General features: G+C 64.3%; 12 protein-coding genes and 1 rRNA gene. 2 read left to right on the forward strand and 11 right to left on the reverse strand.

Annotated elements, in window-relative coordinates; translation table 11 throughout:
- Positions 1-92, forward strand: a 5S ribosomal RNA gene (gene rrf, locus C7I84_RS18145); the annotation flags it as partial.
- Positions 93-441: 349 nt separating this feature from the next.
- Here the strand turns inward: rrf and pyc are convergent.
- The gene (pyc, locus tag C7I84_RS18150) at positions 442-3,903 is read right to left on the reverse strand and encodes a pyruvate carboxylase (protein ID WP_106773756.1); all 3,462 of its coding nucleotides are present in this window, start codon (positions 3,901-3,903) and stop codon (positions 442-444) included.
- 267 nt (positions 3,904-4,170) lie between these two features.
- Between pyc and C7I84_RS18155 the strand changes: the two genes are divergently transcribed.
- Positions 4,171-4,584, forward strand: coding sequence for a YciI family protein (locus tag C7I84_RS18155; RefSeq protein WP_106773632.1), 414 nt, complete (start codon positions 4,171-4,173; stop codon positions 4,582-4,584).
- 94 nt (positions 4,585-4,678) lie between these two features.
- On the opposite strand, the gene C7I84_RS18160 is transcribed toward C7I84_RS18155, so the two are convergent.
- The 10 genes from C7I84_RS18160 to C7I84_RS18205 all read right to left on the reverse strand — a co-directional run bounded on the left by C7I84_RS18160 (position 4,679) and on the right by C7I84_RS18205 (position 15,433).
- Positions 4,679-5,539: a hypothetical protein gene (locus tag C7I84_RS18160; RefSeq protein WP_106773633.1), complete on the reverse strand. Its 861-nt coding sequence runs from the start codon at positions 5,537-5,539 to the stop codon at positions 4,679-4,681.
- A gap of 257 nt (positions 5,540-5,796) precedes the next feature.
- Positions 5,797-6,912, reverse strand: a complete 1,116-nt coding sequence (locus C7I84_RS18165; RefSeq protein ID WP_106773634.1) for a branched-chain amino acid ABC transporter substrate-binding protein — start codon at positions 6,910-6,912, stop codon at positions 5,797-5,799.
- A 147-nt stretch (positions 6,913-7,059) separates the two neighbouring features.
- Complete coding sequence (locus C7I84_RS18170; protein WP_106773635.1) at positions 7,060-7,407, reverse strand: DUF6867 family protein; 348 nt, start codon at positions 7,405-7,407, stop codon at positions 7,060-7,062.
- Positions 7,408-7,424: 17 nt separating this feature from the next.
- Positions 7,425-8,153, reverse strand: a complete 729-nt coding sequence (locus tag C7I84_RS18175) for an ABC transporter ATP-binding protein (RefSeq protein ID WP_106773636.1) — start codon at positions 8,151-8,153, stop codon at positions 7,425-7,427.
- Positions 8,153-9,502: an ATP-binding cassette domain-containing protein gene (locus tag C7I84_RS18180; RefSeq protein ID WP_106773637.1), complete on the reverse strand. Its 1,350-nt coding sequence runs from the start codon at positions 9,500-9,502 to the stop codon at positions 8,153-8,155. Before C7I84_RS18180 ends, C7I84_RS18175 begins: the two co-directional genes overlap by 1 nt.
- Positions 9,502-10,893 carry a high-affinity branched-chain amino acid ABC transporter permease LivM gene (livM, locus tag C7I84_RS18185; RefSeq protein WP_106773638.1) on the reverse strand — a complete coding sequence of 464 codons (1,392 nt, stop codon included), beginning with the start codon at positions 10,891-10,893 and terminating at the stop codon, positions 9,502-9,504. Before livM ends, C7I84_RS18180 begins: the two co-directional genes overlap by 1 nt.
- 4 nt (positions 10,894-10,897) lie before the next feature.
- Positions 10,898-11,800 carry a branched-chain amino acid ABC transporter permease gene (locus tag C7I84_RS18190; RefSeq protein ID WP_106773639.1) on the reverse strand — a complete coding sequence of 301 codons (903 nt, stop codon included), beginning with the start codon at positions 11,798-11,800 and terminating at the stop codon, positions 10,898-10,900.
- A gap of 330 nt (positions 11,801-12,130) precedes the next feature.
- Entirely contained in the window at positions 12,131-13,132 is a 1,002-nt protein-coding gene (locus C7I84_RS18195; protein WP_106773640.1) for a 4-hydroxyproline epimerase, read from the reverse strand.
- 11 nt (positions 13,133-13,143) lie between these two features.
- Entirely contained in the window at positions 13,144-14,463 is a 1,320-nt protein-coding gene (locus tag C7I84_RS18200; RefSeq protein ID WP_245428490.1) for an NAD(P)/FAD-dependent oxidoreductase, read from the reverse strand.
- Positions 14,464-14,521: 58 nt separating this feature from the next.
- Entirely contained in the window at positions 14,522-15,433 is a 912-nt protein-coding gene (locus tag C7I84_RS18205) for a dihydrodipicolinate synthase family protein (RefSeq protein ID WP_106773642.1), read from the reverse strand.
- Positions 15,434-15,491 lie beyond the last annotated feature (58 nt).

Here is a 15,491-nt window from a genome sequence, read left to right on the forward strand (position 1 = left end):
TGCACCCGATCCCATTCCGAACTCGGCCGTGAAACGCTCCAGCGCCAATGGTACTTCGTCTCAAGACGCGGGAGAGTAGGTCGCTGCCAGGTCTGCCAAAAGCATCAATATCTTCTCTTTATGATAGAAACCTTCCCAATTAGAGCGGCCGTAACGGCCACCCGCAACGCGAGGCTTGTCGAAGCCCACCCGGGACACTGGTGCGTTTCCGGTCGCGCTTCCATGTCCTCCGCCCCCAATTCAACTTCGTTCAGCGCAGGATCGCGCCGCTGTCAGCAGGCGCACTGCATCTCGCAGTCGCCCGTGCGGCGTGTGCTCCATTGGCCCGACGGGCTGAATGCCGCCAGCGCGGTTCGACGGCCTGCGCGCGCTCCGCCCGAAACCGTCGCGACATGGCCCAAGATGCAAGGAAGCGTTCCGCTCTGACGGAATGCCGCCTCGTCAGGCTGCGTAGACGACCAGCAGGTCCTTGGCGTCGATCTGGTCGCCGGAGCGGACCAGCAGCTCGGCGATGGTGCCGTCGCGCTCCGCGTGCAGGGCGGTCTCCATCTTCATCGCCTCGATGGAGAGCAGCACGTCGCCGGCCTTGACCGCCTGTCCGGTGCTGACGGCGAGCGTCGAGACGACGCCCGGCATCGGCGCGCCGACATGGGCTTCGTTACCGGGCTCCGCCTTGCGGCGGGCCTTGCCGTTCGAGGCGCCGTGCGCCCTGTCCGGCACCTTGACGCGTCGCGGCTGGCCGTTGACCTCGAAGAACACGGTGACCATGCCTTTCTCGTCGACGTCGCCGATGGCGAGGCAGCGGATCACCAGCGTCTTGCCCTTCTCGATGTCGACGAAGATCTCGTCCTCCGGCTTCATGCCGTAGAAATAGGTCGGCGTCGGCAGCACGCTGACCGGGCCGTAGGTCTCCGCCGCGCCGCAGAAGTCCGAAAACACCTTCGGGTACATAAGCCAGGAAGAAAACTCCTGCTCGCTGAGCTTGCGGCCGAGCTTTTCCTCGATCTCCTTGCGGCTCTTCGTCAGGTCGGCGGCTTTCAGCAGAGAACCGGGACGCGCCGTGATCGGCTTGTCGCCCTTGAGCACCTTCTTCTGCAGCGCCGCCGGCCAGCCGCCGGGCGACTGGCCGAGATCGCCGCGCAGCATCGAGACGACCGAATCCGGAAAGGCGATGTCCTTGGCCGGGTTCTCGACGTCGGCGACGCTGAGATCCTGGCTGACCATCATCAGTGCCATGTCGCCGACCACCTTGGAGGACGGCGTCACCTTGACGATGTCGCCGAACATCAGGTTGACGTCGTGATAAGCCTGCGCCACCTCGTGCCAGCGCGTCTCCAGCCCGAGCGAGCGCGCCTGTTCCTTGAGATTGGTGAACTGACCGCCCGGCATCTCATGCAGGTAGACTTCCGAGGCCGGTCCCTTCAGGTCGCTCTCGAACGCCGCATACTGGTTGCGCACCGCTTCCCAATAGAACGAGATGCGCCTGATCCAGCCGGTGTCGAGGCCGGGATCGCGCTCCGTCCCCTTCAGCGCCTCGGCGATGGAGCCAAGGCAGGGCTGCGAGGTGTTGCCGGAGAAGGCGTCCATGGCCGCGTCGATGGCGTCGGCGCCGCTTTCGACCGCCGCCAGCACCGTGGCTGCGGCAAGCCCCGACGTGTCGTGCGTGTGAAAGTGGATAGGCAGGTCGGTCGCCTCGCGCAGCGCCTTGAACAGCACGCGCGCCGCGCCGGGCTTCAACAGGCCGGCCATGTCCTTGACGGCGATGATGTGGGCGCCGGCCGCTTCGAGTTCCCGGGCCAGCCCGACATAATATTTCAGGTCGTATTTGGCGCGAGCCGGATCGAGGATGTCGCCGGTATAGCACATCGCCGCTTCGCAGAGTTTTCCCTCGGCGCCGACCGCGTCCATGGCGACGCGCATGTTCTCGACCCAGTTCAGGCAGTCGAAGACGCGGAAGAGGTCGATGCCGCCCGCTGCCGCCTGCCTGACGAAATGCTGGACGACGTTGTCGGGGTAGTTGGTGTAGCCAACGCCGTTGGCGCCGCGCAGCAGCATCTGCAGGAGCAGGTTGGGCGCCGCCTCGCGCACCAGCGACAGGCGCTCCCACGGGTCTTCGGTGAGGAAACGCATGGCGACGTCGAAGGTGGCGCCGCCCCAGCATTCGAGCGACAGCAGCTGCGGCAGGGCGCGCGCATAGGTGCCGGCGATCGCGGCGATGTCATGGGTGCGCATGCGGGTCGCCAGCAGCGACTGGTGGCCGTCGCGCATGGTCGTGTCGGTGACGAGCACCTGCTTCTGCTCCCGCATCCAGGCCGCGAATTTTTCCGGGCCTAGCGTGTCGAGCTTCTGCCTGGTGCCGTCGGGAATGGGGCCGGTGAACCAGGGGATGACGGGTGCCGCCGCTTCCGGGTTCGGCAGGGCGCGGCCGCGCGTCTCCGGATGGCCGTTGACGGTGACGTCGCCGAGATAGTTGAGCAGCTTGGTCGCCCGGTCCTGCCGCTTCACCTGGGCGAACAGCTCCGGCGTCGTATCGATGAACTTCGTCGTGTAGGAATTGTCGCGGAAGGCCGGATGGGTGATGATCGCTTCGAGGAAGGTGAGGTTGGTCGCCACGCCGCGGATGCGGAACTCGCGTAGCGCCCGATGCATGCGGGCGATCCCCTCCTCGGGGGTCGGCGCCCAGGCGGTCACCTTCTCCAGCAGCGGATCGTAGAAGCGGGTGATGACGGCGCCGGAATAGGCCGTGCCGCCATCGAGCCGGATGCCGAAGCCGGTGGCGCCGCGATAGGCGATGATGCGGCCGTAGTCCGGAATGAAATTCTGCTCGGGATCCTCGGTGGTTATGCGGCATTGCAGTGCGTGGCCGTTGAGGCGGATGTCCTTCTGTGCCGGGACACCTGACTCCGGCGTGCCGATGGCAAAACCGTCGAGGATGTGAATCTGCGCCTTGACGATGTCGATGCCGGTCACCTGCTCGGTGACGGTGTGCTCGACCTGGATGCGCGGGTTGACCTCGATGAAGTAGAATTTTCCGGTGTCGGCGTCCTGCAGGAACTCGACCGTGCCGGCCCCGATATAGCTGGTCTCGCCGGCTATCTTCAGCGCATAGCCGCAGAGCTCCTGGCGCAGCTCGTCGCGGAGATAGGGCGCCGGCGCCCGCTCCACGACCTTCTGGTTGCGGCGCTGGATCGAGCAGTCGCGCTCGAACAGATGCACGGCATTGCCGTGGGTGTCGCCAAGAATCTGCACCTCGACATGGCGGGCGCGTTCGATCAGCTTCTCCAGATAGACCTCGTCCTTGCCGAACGCGGCCTTCGCCTCGCGCTTGCCCTCGGTGACCTCGCGCAACAGGTCGGCCTCGCCGCGGATGGCGCGCATGCCGCGGCCGCCGCCGCCCCACGACGCCTTCAGCATCACCGGGTAGCCGATCTCGGCGGCGAGCTTTCTGATTGCTTGCGGATCGTCCGGCAGCGGGTCGGTGGCGGGCACCACCGGAACGCCGACCTCGACGGCGAGGTTGCGCGCCGCCACCTTGTTGCCGAGCCGGCGCATCGTCTCCGGCTTGGGGCCGATGAAGGTGATGCCGTTCTCGGCGCAGGCCTCGGCGAATTCCGGGCTTTCCGACAACAGGCCGTAGCCGGGATGGATGGCATCCGCCCCGGAAAGCTTGGCGACGCGGATCACTTCCTCGATCGACAGGTAGCTCTCGATCGGCCCCATGTCCTTGGCCAGATGCGGGCCGCGGCCGACCTGATAGCTCTCGTCGGCCTTGAAGCGGTGCAGCGAATACTTGTCCTCTTCCGCCCAGATCGCCACCGTTTTGAGACCCAGCTCATTGGCCGCGCGAAAGACGCGGATGGCGATCTCCGACCGGTTGGCGACAAGGATCTTGCTGATGGGCACCCGCACACTCCAAGGACAGGAAGGCTGACGCTTTCTGCTTAGCGCATAACTTGTGCAGTGCAAACAAAAATGGCGAAGCGGCTCAGCTTGCCTGGACGGTAGGTTTTCGCGGGCATTTCCTACGCTCGCTCACGCATTGCCTGGAGGAAGCGACGTCTTTCGGGAGACCTAAGACAGGCTTCTCCTACGCGACCGATCGGATAGGATGCGCCGCTCGCAGAACCGCTGGCGCGTCTGCCGCAAGCACAGAATAGAAGGGAGGAGCTGATGCTCTACGCCATCCTTGCCTATCACGTGGAAGAGGTTGTGTCCTCATGGACGGAGGAGGAACGTCGGACCCTGATGAATAACCTGCTGCAGGTGAACGACAGGCTGACGCAGCAGGGCAAGCTCGGGCCGGCCGCCCGGCTGGACGCTTCGGCCAAGGCCTCGACATTGCGTGGCCCCGGCGACGGCATGGTACTCGATGGACCATTCGCCGAAACGAAGGAACAGCTCCTGGGCCTCTACGTGGTCGACTGCGCCACGCGGGACGAGGCAATCGCGATCGCGCGTGACCTGCGCCGAGTCAACAAGACGGCGGTCTACGAAGTCCGTCCGATCTCCCTTTATCTGCCCGGGGTTCCGCTTCCACTGGGCGAATCGGCAACCTCGCAGGGTAGACCGAACGATCATGCCTGAGCATCGCGGACTCTGCCTGAAGTCGCTGGCCTGCCTCGTCGTTCGATCCTCGCAAACCCGTTTTCGACAGTGCGAACGGGTTTGACTGCTTCATTCAGTCAGCGGCGACATAGGGCGGGAACCTGATCTCGATCGCTGCATTCTTGCCGACCCTGCACTTGGCCGCGACATCGAGAACACCGGTCTGGTTGATCTCGCTCCAGCCGTTGCCGAAGCGCGTCTGCGTGAGGATCTTGTCCCTTCGCGTGTGCGGGCCGCCTGTGTAGCTTTGCGAGACCGACACCTTGGCCGAGAGCGTCTTGGTATTGTCGTCATAGGCGATCCAATCGACGCCATCCACCAGCACGATATGCCAGTCGCCGAAAACGATGACGCAACACGGCAAAATATCCTCCAGCGTCTTGATCGGATCGAACTTTCCCAGCGTAAGGTACTGATCCGACTTCCACGTCTGGTACTGGTCGAGATGGCTGATCGTGACCAGGTACTGGCTGACGAAGCCGATACAGTCCCATCCGAAGCAGGCATTGTCGACGAGTTCGGCCATCGCCTCCGGAAACGGTCGGCTCGGCTTGAACACGGTGGCCAGGTCGAGAATCTTGCCGGGGATTTTCGTGAATGTCCCGTCGCCGTTATTCCGGACGGAGTAGGTCTGGATCTTGAGCTTCCGCATCTCGTCCAGGTGATCGTACATCCAATTCCAGAGCGTTATGAAATCGTTGATGTCGCCCTGCCCGGTGAACATGCGGACATAGTTCTTGAACGGGGGTGTGCTGCCCAGCCGCGTCATCACGCCCTTGAGCTGGTTCATCAGGTCCTGTGAGGTATAGGAGCCGCCATTGCTGTCGGATGCCGACATGTATTTGTTGAGTCTGATATTGCCGCCTTTGGTGGCGAATCCCTCGATGGTCGCCCAATGCACGAAATGATCAGGGGACATGTAGGCCTGCGACATCAGTGCCCTCCAGACGCCCGGCTTGAATGCGGCTACCGACAGTAGCGCATGTCGTGAAAAAAAGGGATTGCGTATCGGGCTCTATGCCTGCGTTCTTGCACCTACCGCTTTCGGGCTGCTGCAAGCTTTCCGGCGACATTCACAGCAAGCGCATTCGCCGGCGGACCGACAATTCCAGCAATAAGCCGAGGCAGGATCCGGAAGAAAAATGCCCGGCGCGAGGCGCCGGGCACGATTCGTTCAGACGTGCGCCCGGATCACTCCGGAACGTAGGTGTACTTGCCGTCGTCGCCCTTCTTCCAGATATACATGACGTAGCCCGGCAGCTTCGGATCACCCTTCTCGTCGAAGGCCATGTCGCCGAGTGCCGTCGGGAACGGCCCCTTCTCCTTCATCGCCTTGGCCACTTCCTGCGGGTCCACCGAATTGGCTGCCTTGGCGGCGGCGGCGATCACCTGCATGGCGGCGTAGGAGTAGAGCGTGTAGGCCTCCGGCTCGAAACCCTGAGAGCGGAACTTCTCGACCAACTCCTTGTTCTTCGGGTCGAGGCGCGGATCGGGCCCGAAGGTGTTCAGCGTGCCTTCCACCGCGTCGCCGGCGATCGAGGCGAGTTCGTTCGACACGATGCCGTCACCCGACACCAGCTTGGCCTTGAGGCCCTGGTCCGCCGCCTGGCGGATGATCAGGCCGGCTTCGGTGTGCAGGCCGCCCCAGTAGACGATTGTGACGCCGGCTTCCTTCATCTTGGCGATCAGCGCCGAGAAGTCCTTGTCGCCGACATTCACGCCTTCATACATGACTTCGTTGACGCCGGCGGCGTTCATCGCCTTCTTGGTCTCGTCGGCGAGGCCCTGGCCGTAAGGCGTCTTGTCGTGGATGACCGCGATCTTGCCGTCCTTGAACTTCTCCGCCAGATACGCGCCGGCGATGCCGCCCTGCTGGTCGTCGCGACCGCAGGTGCGGAACACGTTCCACAGGCCGCGCTCGGTGAAGGTCGGGTTGGTCGCCGCCGGGGTGATCTCCAGGATGCCGTTCTCGGCATAGACTTCCGAGGCCGGGATGGAGACGCCCGAGTTGAAGTGACCGACGACATATTTGACGCCGTCGGCGACGAACTTGTTGGCGACCGAGATGCCCTGCTTCGGATCGGAGACGTCATCGCCGACGACGACCTTGATCTGCTCGCCATTGATGCCGCCCGCCGCGTTGATGTCGGCTGCCGCCTGCTCGGCGCCCTTCTGGAGCTGGGCCCCGAAGGCAGCGTTCGGGCCGGTGACCGGGCCGGCGACGCCGATGACGATGTCCGCCCAGGCGCTGCCGCTGAACGCCATCAGGGCGGTCAGGGCAACTGCGGACAGAAGTGACTTCTTCATGTAAACGCTCCCATTAACGGGGTGGGCGAGGATCGAGGATCATGCCTTCTTGCGATGCCCACCCTTATCGCAGAAAGGTAACTTTGCCGATTTCCAGGCGCTTGTCACGCCGTTTCGTTTGCGGGGTTCCGACCCCCTAAGTCGGCCTCAGCCCTTGGCTTTCCAGCCGATCGGCGAGGTCTTCTCGTAGAGCCAGTGGTACTGCGTCACCATCTGGTTGGTCCGGGTGAAGCGGTAGCCCAATATGCCCACGACCAGCAGGATGATCGTGTCGACGATATAGTAGTGAGCCGTGAACATCGTGCCCTCGAACAGGGCGTGATGGATGAAGCGCACGGCAATGCCGAGCAGCAGGAGATAGACGACCAGCGCCGACATCGGACGCCAGGTCTGGGCGCAGGCCCGCCCCGTCATCCATGCCGCCCAGCCGCCGAGCAGCAAGGTGACGAAGAAGAACTGCCAGATCGACGGTTCCTCGTAGAGAATTCCATGCATCGCAGTCGCTCCAAAGCTCAGTGCCGGCCGCCTTCGAGATAGGCCGCGCGCACTTCCGGATCGGCGAGAAGCTCCTTGCCAGTGCCGCTCATGGTGACCCGGCCGTTGACCATGACATAGCCGCGGTTGGCGAGCTTCAGGGCGCCGAAGGCGTTCTGCTCGACCAGGAACACGGTCAGGCCCTGCGTCCGGTTGAGTTCGCGGATGGCATCGAAGATCTGCTTGACGATCAGCGGCGCCAGGCCCAGCGACGGCTCGTCGAGCAGCAGCAGCTTCGGGCGCGCCATCAGCGCGCGGCCGATCGACAGCATCTGCTGCTCGCCGCCCGACAGCGTGCCGCCGCGCTGCGCGATGCGCTCCTTCAGGCGCGGGAACAGGTGGAAGACCTTCTCGACGTCCTCGTCATAATATTTGAGGTTGTCGAGGCTCGCCCCCATCTGCAGGTTTTCCATCACCGTCATGCGCGGGAAGATGCGACGGCCTTCCGGCGACTGGGCGATCCTGAGCCGCGCGATCTCGTGGGTGGGCAGGTTGGTGATGTCGGTACCGGCGAAGGTGATGGTGCCGGTGCGCGCCCGCGGGCTGCCGAAGATGGTCATCATCAGCGTCGATTTGCCGGCGCCATTGGCGCCGATCAGCGCGACGATCTCGCCCTGGTCGACCGTCACGTCGACGCTGTTCAACGCCCGGATGTTGCCGTAGTAAGTCTCGATGCCCCGCACATCGAGCAGCGGTTGCGCGGCCATTATTTCTTGCTCCCACGCTTGCGCGCCGGCTCGGCCGCCGTTTCCTTTGCCGGCTTGGCCGCCGCCTTCACCAGCCGTTTGGCCTGGCCGACCCAATCCTCGCGAGCGATGCGACCGTCGAATTCGAGATAGGCTTCGGCGGCACGGATGTCGGCAGCCTTCCACGACGCGATCTGCTCGAAGCGGTAGACGCCATGCTCGTTGAGCTTCCTGGCATTCACCGGGCCGATACCCTTGATCAGAGTGAGCTTGTCCGGCGCGGTTTCCGCAACCGGAACGGACGCCGGCGCGGCCGCCATCTCCGCGGCCCTGGCCTTGGCCCGCGCCTCACGCTCCTCCACTTGCCTCGCCCGCGACGCGCCGGGCGACACGGTTATGCGCTCGCCGTACTCGTCGCTATGGGCGATGGTGTCGGAAATCGAGCCGGCCATCATCGAGGAGGAATCGCCGGGGCCGTGAGCCCGGTCGGGTTCCGCGTCGAGCTGCTCGATCACGTGATCGTCGCCGACCTCGGCAAGCACCTCTGTGACTTCTTCGTCCTCGACGCCGAGATAGGCGGCGATGACGCGGGGGTCGGTCTTCACGAAGGTCGGGTCGCCGTCGGAAATTTTTCGGCCATATTCCAGCACCACGACGTGATCGGATATCTGCATGACGACCGACATGTCGTGCTCGATGAGCAGGATCGACGTGCCGGTGTCCTGCTTGATGTCGTTAAGCAGATCGTTCAGGGCCTGCGATTCGCGCGGATTGAGCCCGGCCGCCGGCTCGTCCAGGCACAGCAGCTCGGGACCCGTGCACATGGCGCGGGCGATCTCGAGGCGCCGCTGCGCGCCGTAGGGCAGGTCGCCGGCGGGATCATCGGCGCGGTTGACCAGGTCGGCTTTCTCCAGCCAGTGCTTGGCGAGATCGATCGATTCGGCCGAGGCTTGACGGTAGCCGCCGATGCCGAGCAGGCCCATGACCGTGTAGCCGGAAGCCTTCATCAGCTTGTTGTGCTGGGCGACCAGCAGGTTCTCCAGCAGCGTCATGCCAGAGAACAGGCGGATGTTCTGGAAGGTGCGCGCCACCTTGGCGCGCGCCGCGATCTCATGACCCGGCAGGCGCTCCAGCAGATAGGCCGAGCCGTCTTGGCGGGTCAGCGTGATCATGCCCTCGGTCGGCTTGTAGAAGCCGGTGATGCAGTTGAACACGGTGGTCTTGCCGGCGCCGTTCGGCCCGATGAGCGCGGTGATCTCGCCGCGCCGGGCTTCGAAGGAGAGGTCGCCGATGGCGACGAGGCCGCCGAACTTCATCGACAGATGTTCGACCTGAAGGATCGGATATGTCATCTCGCCTGCCGCGTTCATCAGCCGTGACCTTCCTTGGTGAAGGCGGCGGAAATGGCCTTTCTCTGATGCAGGAACGCGGTCGGTTCGCGGCTGCCGACGAAGCCGCGCGGCTTCCACACCATGACGATGATCATGGCGAGCCCGAACAGCAGCATGCGGTAGAGCTCCGGCGTGAAGTCCTGACCGAACACCTGCTTGAGGAACGTCATCTCGCGCAGGATCTCGGTGCCGCCGATCATCACCAGCGCCGCAATCGCTATGCCCATCAGCGAGCCCATGCCGCCGAGCACGACGATGGCGAGAATGATTGCCGATTCCAGGAAAACGAAGGATTCCGGGCTGACGAAACCCTGCCTCGCCGCGAAGAAGGAGCCGGCGAAGCCGCCGAACATGGCGCCGATGGCGAAGGCCGTCAGCTTGGTTGTCGTGGTGTTGATGCCGAGCGAGCGACAGGCGATCTCGTCCTCGCGCAACGCCTCCCAGGCCCTGCCGACCGGCATGCGCCGCAGCCGGATGGTGACGAACGCGGTGAGCAGGCAGAGCAGCACGATGAGATAATAGAGGAAGATCTTGTAGTAGGCGCCCGAGGCGGCCAGCCCGAAGACCTTGCCGAAATAGATGTCCGACGACACGTTGAAGTCGAACAGGCCGAAGAAATCGACCTTCGGGATGCCGGAGATGCCGGCCGAGCCGTTTGTCACCTCGCGCCAGTTGATCAGCACCAGCCGGATGATCTCGCCGAAGGCGAGCGTCACGATGGCGAGATAGTCGCCGCGCAGACGCAGCACCGGAAAGCCGAGGATGACACCCCAGAAGGCGGCCATGATGCCGGCCGCCGGCAGCAGGATCCAGAACGACCAGCCGAGCTCGGTGCCGAGCAGCGCGTAGGAATAGGCGCCCACCGCATAGAAGGCGACGTAGCCGAGATCGAGCAGGCCCGCCAGGCCGACCACGATGTTCAGCCCCCAGGCCAGCATCACATAGATGAGGATCTGGATGCCGAAATTGTCGACCCATTTCAGCGAGCCCTGCAGGCCGACCGCCCACAGGATGAAGATCGGGTAGAGGAACAGCGCCAGGATCGCCAGCTTCGTCCCGTTCTTGCGAAGCGCGCCGGGCTCGGCGGCGACCGCCGTCGCCTTGGCCCTGGCCGCGGCACGGGCCGCGATCGCCGGCTGGGCGAAGGCCACGAACAGGAAGCGGCCGGCCATGGTGAGCAGCACCACGATCGCCAGCGTGCCCCAACGCTGCACCAGGATGAGCTCGTTGCGGATGTTCTGGTCGGTCCTCAGTCCGATGAACAGGACGAACAGGCCGAAGGAGATCAGGCCGGCATAGAGCGCCTGCCGGGCGGCCTCGCTGAAATTGCTTTCGGCGGCGACGCGCTGCGCGGAAACGGCTTGTGCCATGATGTCAGACCTTCTCCACTTCGGGGCGGCCGAGGATGCCGGAGGGCAGGAAGATCAGCACAATGGCGAGGATCGAGAAGGCGGCGACGTCCTTGTAGTCGATGGAGAAATAGGCCGACCACATGCTCTCGATGAAGCCGATCAAAAGGCCGCCGAGCACTGCGCCGGGGATCGAGCCGATGCCGCCCAGCACCGCCGCGGTGAACGCCTTCACGCCCGGCACGAAGCCGTCCGAGAAGACGACCACGCCATAATACATCAGGAACAGCGTGCCGGCGACGGCGGCGAGCGAGGCGCCCATGATGAAGGTGATGGAGATGGTGCGGTCGACGTCGACGCCGAGCAGCGCCGCCATCCTGCGGTCCTGCTCGCAGGCGCGCTGGGCGCGGCCGAGCGCCGTCTTGTTGACGAGGTACCAGAAGATGGCGAGCAGCGAGACAGTGACGATGACGATGATGATCTGCTTGAGGGAGACCGAGATGCCGGCGATGTTGTAGACTTGGCTCACCATCGGCGGGATCGGCTTGTTGCGCGGGCCCTGCGTCACCTGCACGAAATTCGACAGGGCGATCGACATGCCGATGGCGGTGATCAGCGGCGCCAGCCGGAACGAGCCGCGCAGCGGCCGGTAGGCCACCTTCTCGATGGTCCAGTTGTAGAGGCTGGTGAGCAGCATCGCCACGATCATCATGATCAGCAGCGCCACGACCACCGGCACGGAATAGAACATCGCACCGAGGATCAGGAAGACGATCAGCGCCGTGAAGGCTCCGATCATGAAGATGTCGCCATGGGCGAAGTTGATCATGCCGATGATGCCGTAGACCATCGTGTAGCCGATCGCGATCAGCCCGTAGATCGATCCCAGCGTCAGCCCGTTCACAAGCTGCTGGACGAAATATTCCATATTTTTGCGGCTCCCCTGGGATGTCGCCCGGACGGACGCAGCCCTTTTGTTATTCCCTTAGTGGTACGATTTCGAGCCGGGATTGCAATGCGATTCTTGCATTGCCGTGCCCGAAACCGCCCGCTCCCCGATCCGTCTGTTTTGTTGTGGCAGCCCCTTGGATCAGCGCGGACCCTATCATTGGCATAACGCAATGTCTTTGATGAATTGACGCCTTTCACCAAGTCTGACGGCAAGGATCGCTGCTGGAAAGCCAATTTTCCGTGAATCATTGCACGAAAACGAGAAATCATTCTTTCGTCGTAGAAGTCCGCGAGAGCTTCCGCTGCGTCATTTTACCACGAATCCGTGGGCGAACGGATCGCGGTCGTCGATGACGATGGTGTTGTGTCCGGTCATGCGCGCCCAGCCGCCGATCGAGGGTACGATGCCGGCTCTGCCGCCCACCTCCACCTCGCGCTCGACCCGACCCTTGAACAGCGAGCCGATAATGGATTCGTGGACAAAGCCGTCGCCGGCCTTGAGCTTGCCCTTGGCATGGAGCTGCGCCATGCGTGCCGAGGTGCCGGTGCCGCAGGGCGAGCGGTCGATCGCCTTGTCGCCATAAAAGACCGCGTTGCGCGCGTCGGCGCCCGGCTGCGTCGGTCCGCCGGTCCACAGCATGTGCGACAGCCGGTTGATGCCGGGGTTCTCCGGATGCACGAAGGAATATTTCTCGTTGAGGCGCTGGCGCACGACCGGGCTCCAGGCGATGAGGTCCCCGGCCGAATGGTCGGCCATGTCGCGGAAATTCTCCTGAGGTTCGACGATCGCATAGAAATTACCGCCATAGGCGACGTCGACGACGATCTCGCCGAGAACCGGGCAGTCCACCGTCAGCCCCTCGGCATGGAGGAAGGACGGCACGTTGGTGATGCGCACCTCCTCGACATATTGGCCCTCCTGCCGGTATTCGGCGACGACCAGCCCCGCCGGCGTGTCGAGCCGCAGCACGCCCGGCGTCTTCGGCCGCACCAAGCCGTGCTCGATCGCCATCGTGACAGTGCCGATGGTGCCGTGGCCGCACATGGGCAGGCAGCCGGAAGTCTCGATGAACAGGATGGCGATGTCGCAGTCGGGCCGGGTCGGCGGGTAGAGGATCGACCCGGACATGACGTCGTGGCCGCGCGGCTCGAACATCAGCCCGGTGCGGATCCAGTCGTACTCGGCGAGGAAATGTGCCCTCCGCTCCATCATGGTCGAGCCTTCGAGCAGTGGCCCGCCGCCGGCGACGAGGCGGACCGGATTGCCGCAGGTGTGGCCGTCGAGGCAGAAGAAGGTGTGGCGGGCCATGGCTGAAACTCTCAAAACCTCTGAGGACTGAACGGCGCCAGATCGATTGCCGGACTCTGGCCCACAACCAGATCGCGGATCAAGCGGCCGGTGGCGGCGGCCTGGGTGAGGCCGAGATGCCCATGGCCGAAGGCGTAGACCATGTTGTCCGCAGCCTGAGATCGGCCGATGACCGGAAGCGAGTCCGGCAGGGACGGGCGAAAGCCCATCCATTCGCGACCGCCGGACGGGTCCAGGCCCGGCAGGAATTGTTTCGCCTTTTCCAGCATCGCCCGCGAGCGGGCGAAATTGGGCGGCCGTCTGAGCCCGGCGAGTTCGACCGCGCCACCGACGCGCAGGCCGGTGTCGAGTGGCGTAATGACGAAACCGTGGCCGGAGAAGATGAGCTGGCGCTTCACGACGAAGGCGGTTCGCGGCAGCGTGGTGTTGTAGCCGCGCTCGGTCTCCAGCGGAATGCGCTCACCGAGCTGGCGCGCCAGCAGATGCGACCAGGCGCCGGCGGCAACCACCAGGTGCTGCGCCATGATCGTGCGGCCGCCGCGCAACTGGACGACGACCTGGTCTTTCGACCGCATGACCAATCCGACGTCACCCTGGACGAACTTCGCGCCATGGGCTTCGGCATGGCCCCAGACGGCCTTTCCGAGCAGCTTCGGGTCGGCGACGGTCTTCCAGCCCGGAACGAAGGTGCCTTTGACGAAACGTGGCGACAGGCCGGGCTGGAGCTCGGCCAACTCGCCGCCCGCGACATGCCTGAAAGCGATGCCGAAACGGCCGCGCGCTGACCAGCCGGGCAACGACGCCGAGAATTCGGCCTCGCTCTCGTAAAGCTCCAGCGAGCCGTCCTCGCGCAGCATCTTTCGCGTGCCGGAGCGCTCCATCAGGCCCATCCACTCGGCTTCGGCGAGCTTCATCAGCGACGCCTGGGCGGCAAGGCTCGCCTCATAGTTCCTCGGCGAGCCGGCACGCCAGAAGCGGATGAGCCAGGGCAGCAGCTTCGGCAGATAGCCGGGCGGGATGGCGAGCGGCCCGAGCGGGTCGGCCAGCCATTTCGGCAACTGCCGGATCATGCCCTTCTGCGCGAGCGGCAGCACGTCGGAGAAGGCGAAGGCAGCCGCGTTGCCGGAGCTGGTCTCCTCGCAGATGCCGGTGCGATCGATGAGCATGACGGAGCGGCCGGCCTCGGCCAGATATGCTGCGGCGCAGATGCCGATAATGCCGGCGCCGACGATGACGATGTTTTCCGCTTCTCCCCGTTCGCGAGGAGAAGGTGCCCCAAGGGAGGGCGAGGGGCGGAGCCCTTCATTTGCCGGCTCTGAATTGCTCGCCACGCTGGTGCCGTCCCTCATCCGCTGCCGTCATCTTCTCCATGCAACGGGCAGAAGAAAACTACGCCGCCTTTGCCACCTGAAGCTTCGGCAGCTCGGGCCTGATCGCCAATGCGTCCTTGACGATCTTCTCCACGGCGGCGCGGCGTTCGCCCGACAGCGGCTGGCGCGGCATGCGCACGCGGTCGTTCGTGCCGATGGCGAAAACCTCGGCGAGCTTGATGTTCTGGACGAGGTAGGTCGAGACGTCGAGGTCGAGCAGCGGCCGGAACCAGCGGTAGATTTTCAGCGCTTCGTCGCGACGCCCCTGCTTCATCAGCTGATAGATGGCGACGGTCTCCTTCGGGAAGGCGGTGACCAGGCCGGCGACCCAGCCGATGGCGCCGACCGACAGCGCCTCGAAGGCGAGATTGTCGACGCCGGTGAACAGGTCGAAACGATCGCCGAAGCGGTTGATGATGTCGGTGGAGCGGCGGATGTCGTCCGAGGATTCCTTGATCGCGACGAAGAGGGGATCGGCGGCGAGTTCCTCCATCACCTCGACGGTGACGTCGACGCGGTATGCGATGCGGTTGGAATAGATCATCACCGGCAGGCCACCGGCCGCCGCGACCGCCTTGAGCGTCGCCACGGTCTCCTCGGGATTGGTGTGGTAGATCGGGCTCGGCACCACCATCAGCCCGTCGGCGCCGGCCTTCGCCGCGCGTGCCGCAAGCGCCGCACCGTCGCGTGTCGCCGCCTCGTTGACGGTGAGCAGCACCGGCCGGCCGGCGGCCACCTTCTGCGCCGTCTTCAGCACCTCGATCTTCTCGTCATGGCTCAGCATCGGCCCTTCGCCGAGCGAGCCGGCGACGATGATGCCGTCGCATCCAGCCTCGATCTGCAGTGCGAAGCAGCGCTCCATTTCAGCATGATCCAGCCTGTCGTCCTGCGTGAACTTGCTCGTGACGGCTGGGAAGACACCGTTCCACATGGTTTATCTCCTTCAGATATATCAGTGATATATCTCTGAATAGAGACATTTGTCAATC

The organism is Kumtagia ephedrae, from assembly GCF_003012745.1.
Lineage (GTDB): Bacteria > Pseudomonadota > Alphaproteobacteria > Rhizobiales > Rhizobiaceae > Kumtagia > Kumtagia ephedrae.

Coding starts and splice junctions, on each gene's coding strand:
- C7I84_RS18155 (WP_106773632.1), top strand. CDS start 4,171: ATGCTCTACGCCATCCTTGCCTATCACGTGGAAGAGGTTGTGTCCTCA.
- C7I84_RS18160 (WP_106773633.1), bottom strand. CDS start 5,539: ATGTCGCAGGCCTACATGTCCCCTGATCATTTCGTGCATTGGGCGACC.
- C7I84_RS18165 (WP_106773634.1), bottom strand. CDS start 6,912: ATGAAGAAGTCACTTCTGTCCGCAGTTGCCCTGACCGCCCTGATGGCG.
- C7I84_RS18170 (WP_106773635.1), bottom strand. CDS start 7,407: ATGCATGGAATTCTCTACGAGGAACCGTCGATCTGGCAGTTCTTCTTC.
- C7I84_RS18175 (WP_106773636.1), bottom strand. CDS start 8,153: ATGGCCGCGCAACCGCTGCTCGATGTGCGGGGCATCGAGACTTACTAC.
- C7I84_RS18180 (WP_106773637.1), bottom strand. CDS start 9,502: ATGAACGCGGCAGGCGAGATGACATATCCGATCCTTCAGGTCGAACAT.
- livM (WP_106773638.1), bottom strand. CDS start 10,893: ATGGCACAAGCCGTTTCCGCGCAGCGCGTCGCCGCCGAAAGCAATTTC.
- C7I84_RS18190 (WP_106773639.1), bottom strand. CDS start 11,800: ATGGAATATTTCGTCCAGCAGCTTGTGAACGGGCTGACGCTGGGATCG.
- C7I84_RS18195 (WP_106773640.1), bottom strand. CDS start 13,132: ATGGCCCGCCACACCTTCTTCTGCCTCGACGGCCACACCTGCGGCAAT.
- C7I84_RS18205 (WP_106773642.1), bottom strand. CDS start 15,433: ATGTGGAACGGTGTCTTCCCAGCCGTCACGAGCAAGTTCACGCAGGAC.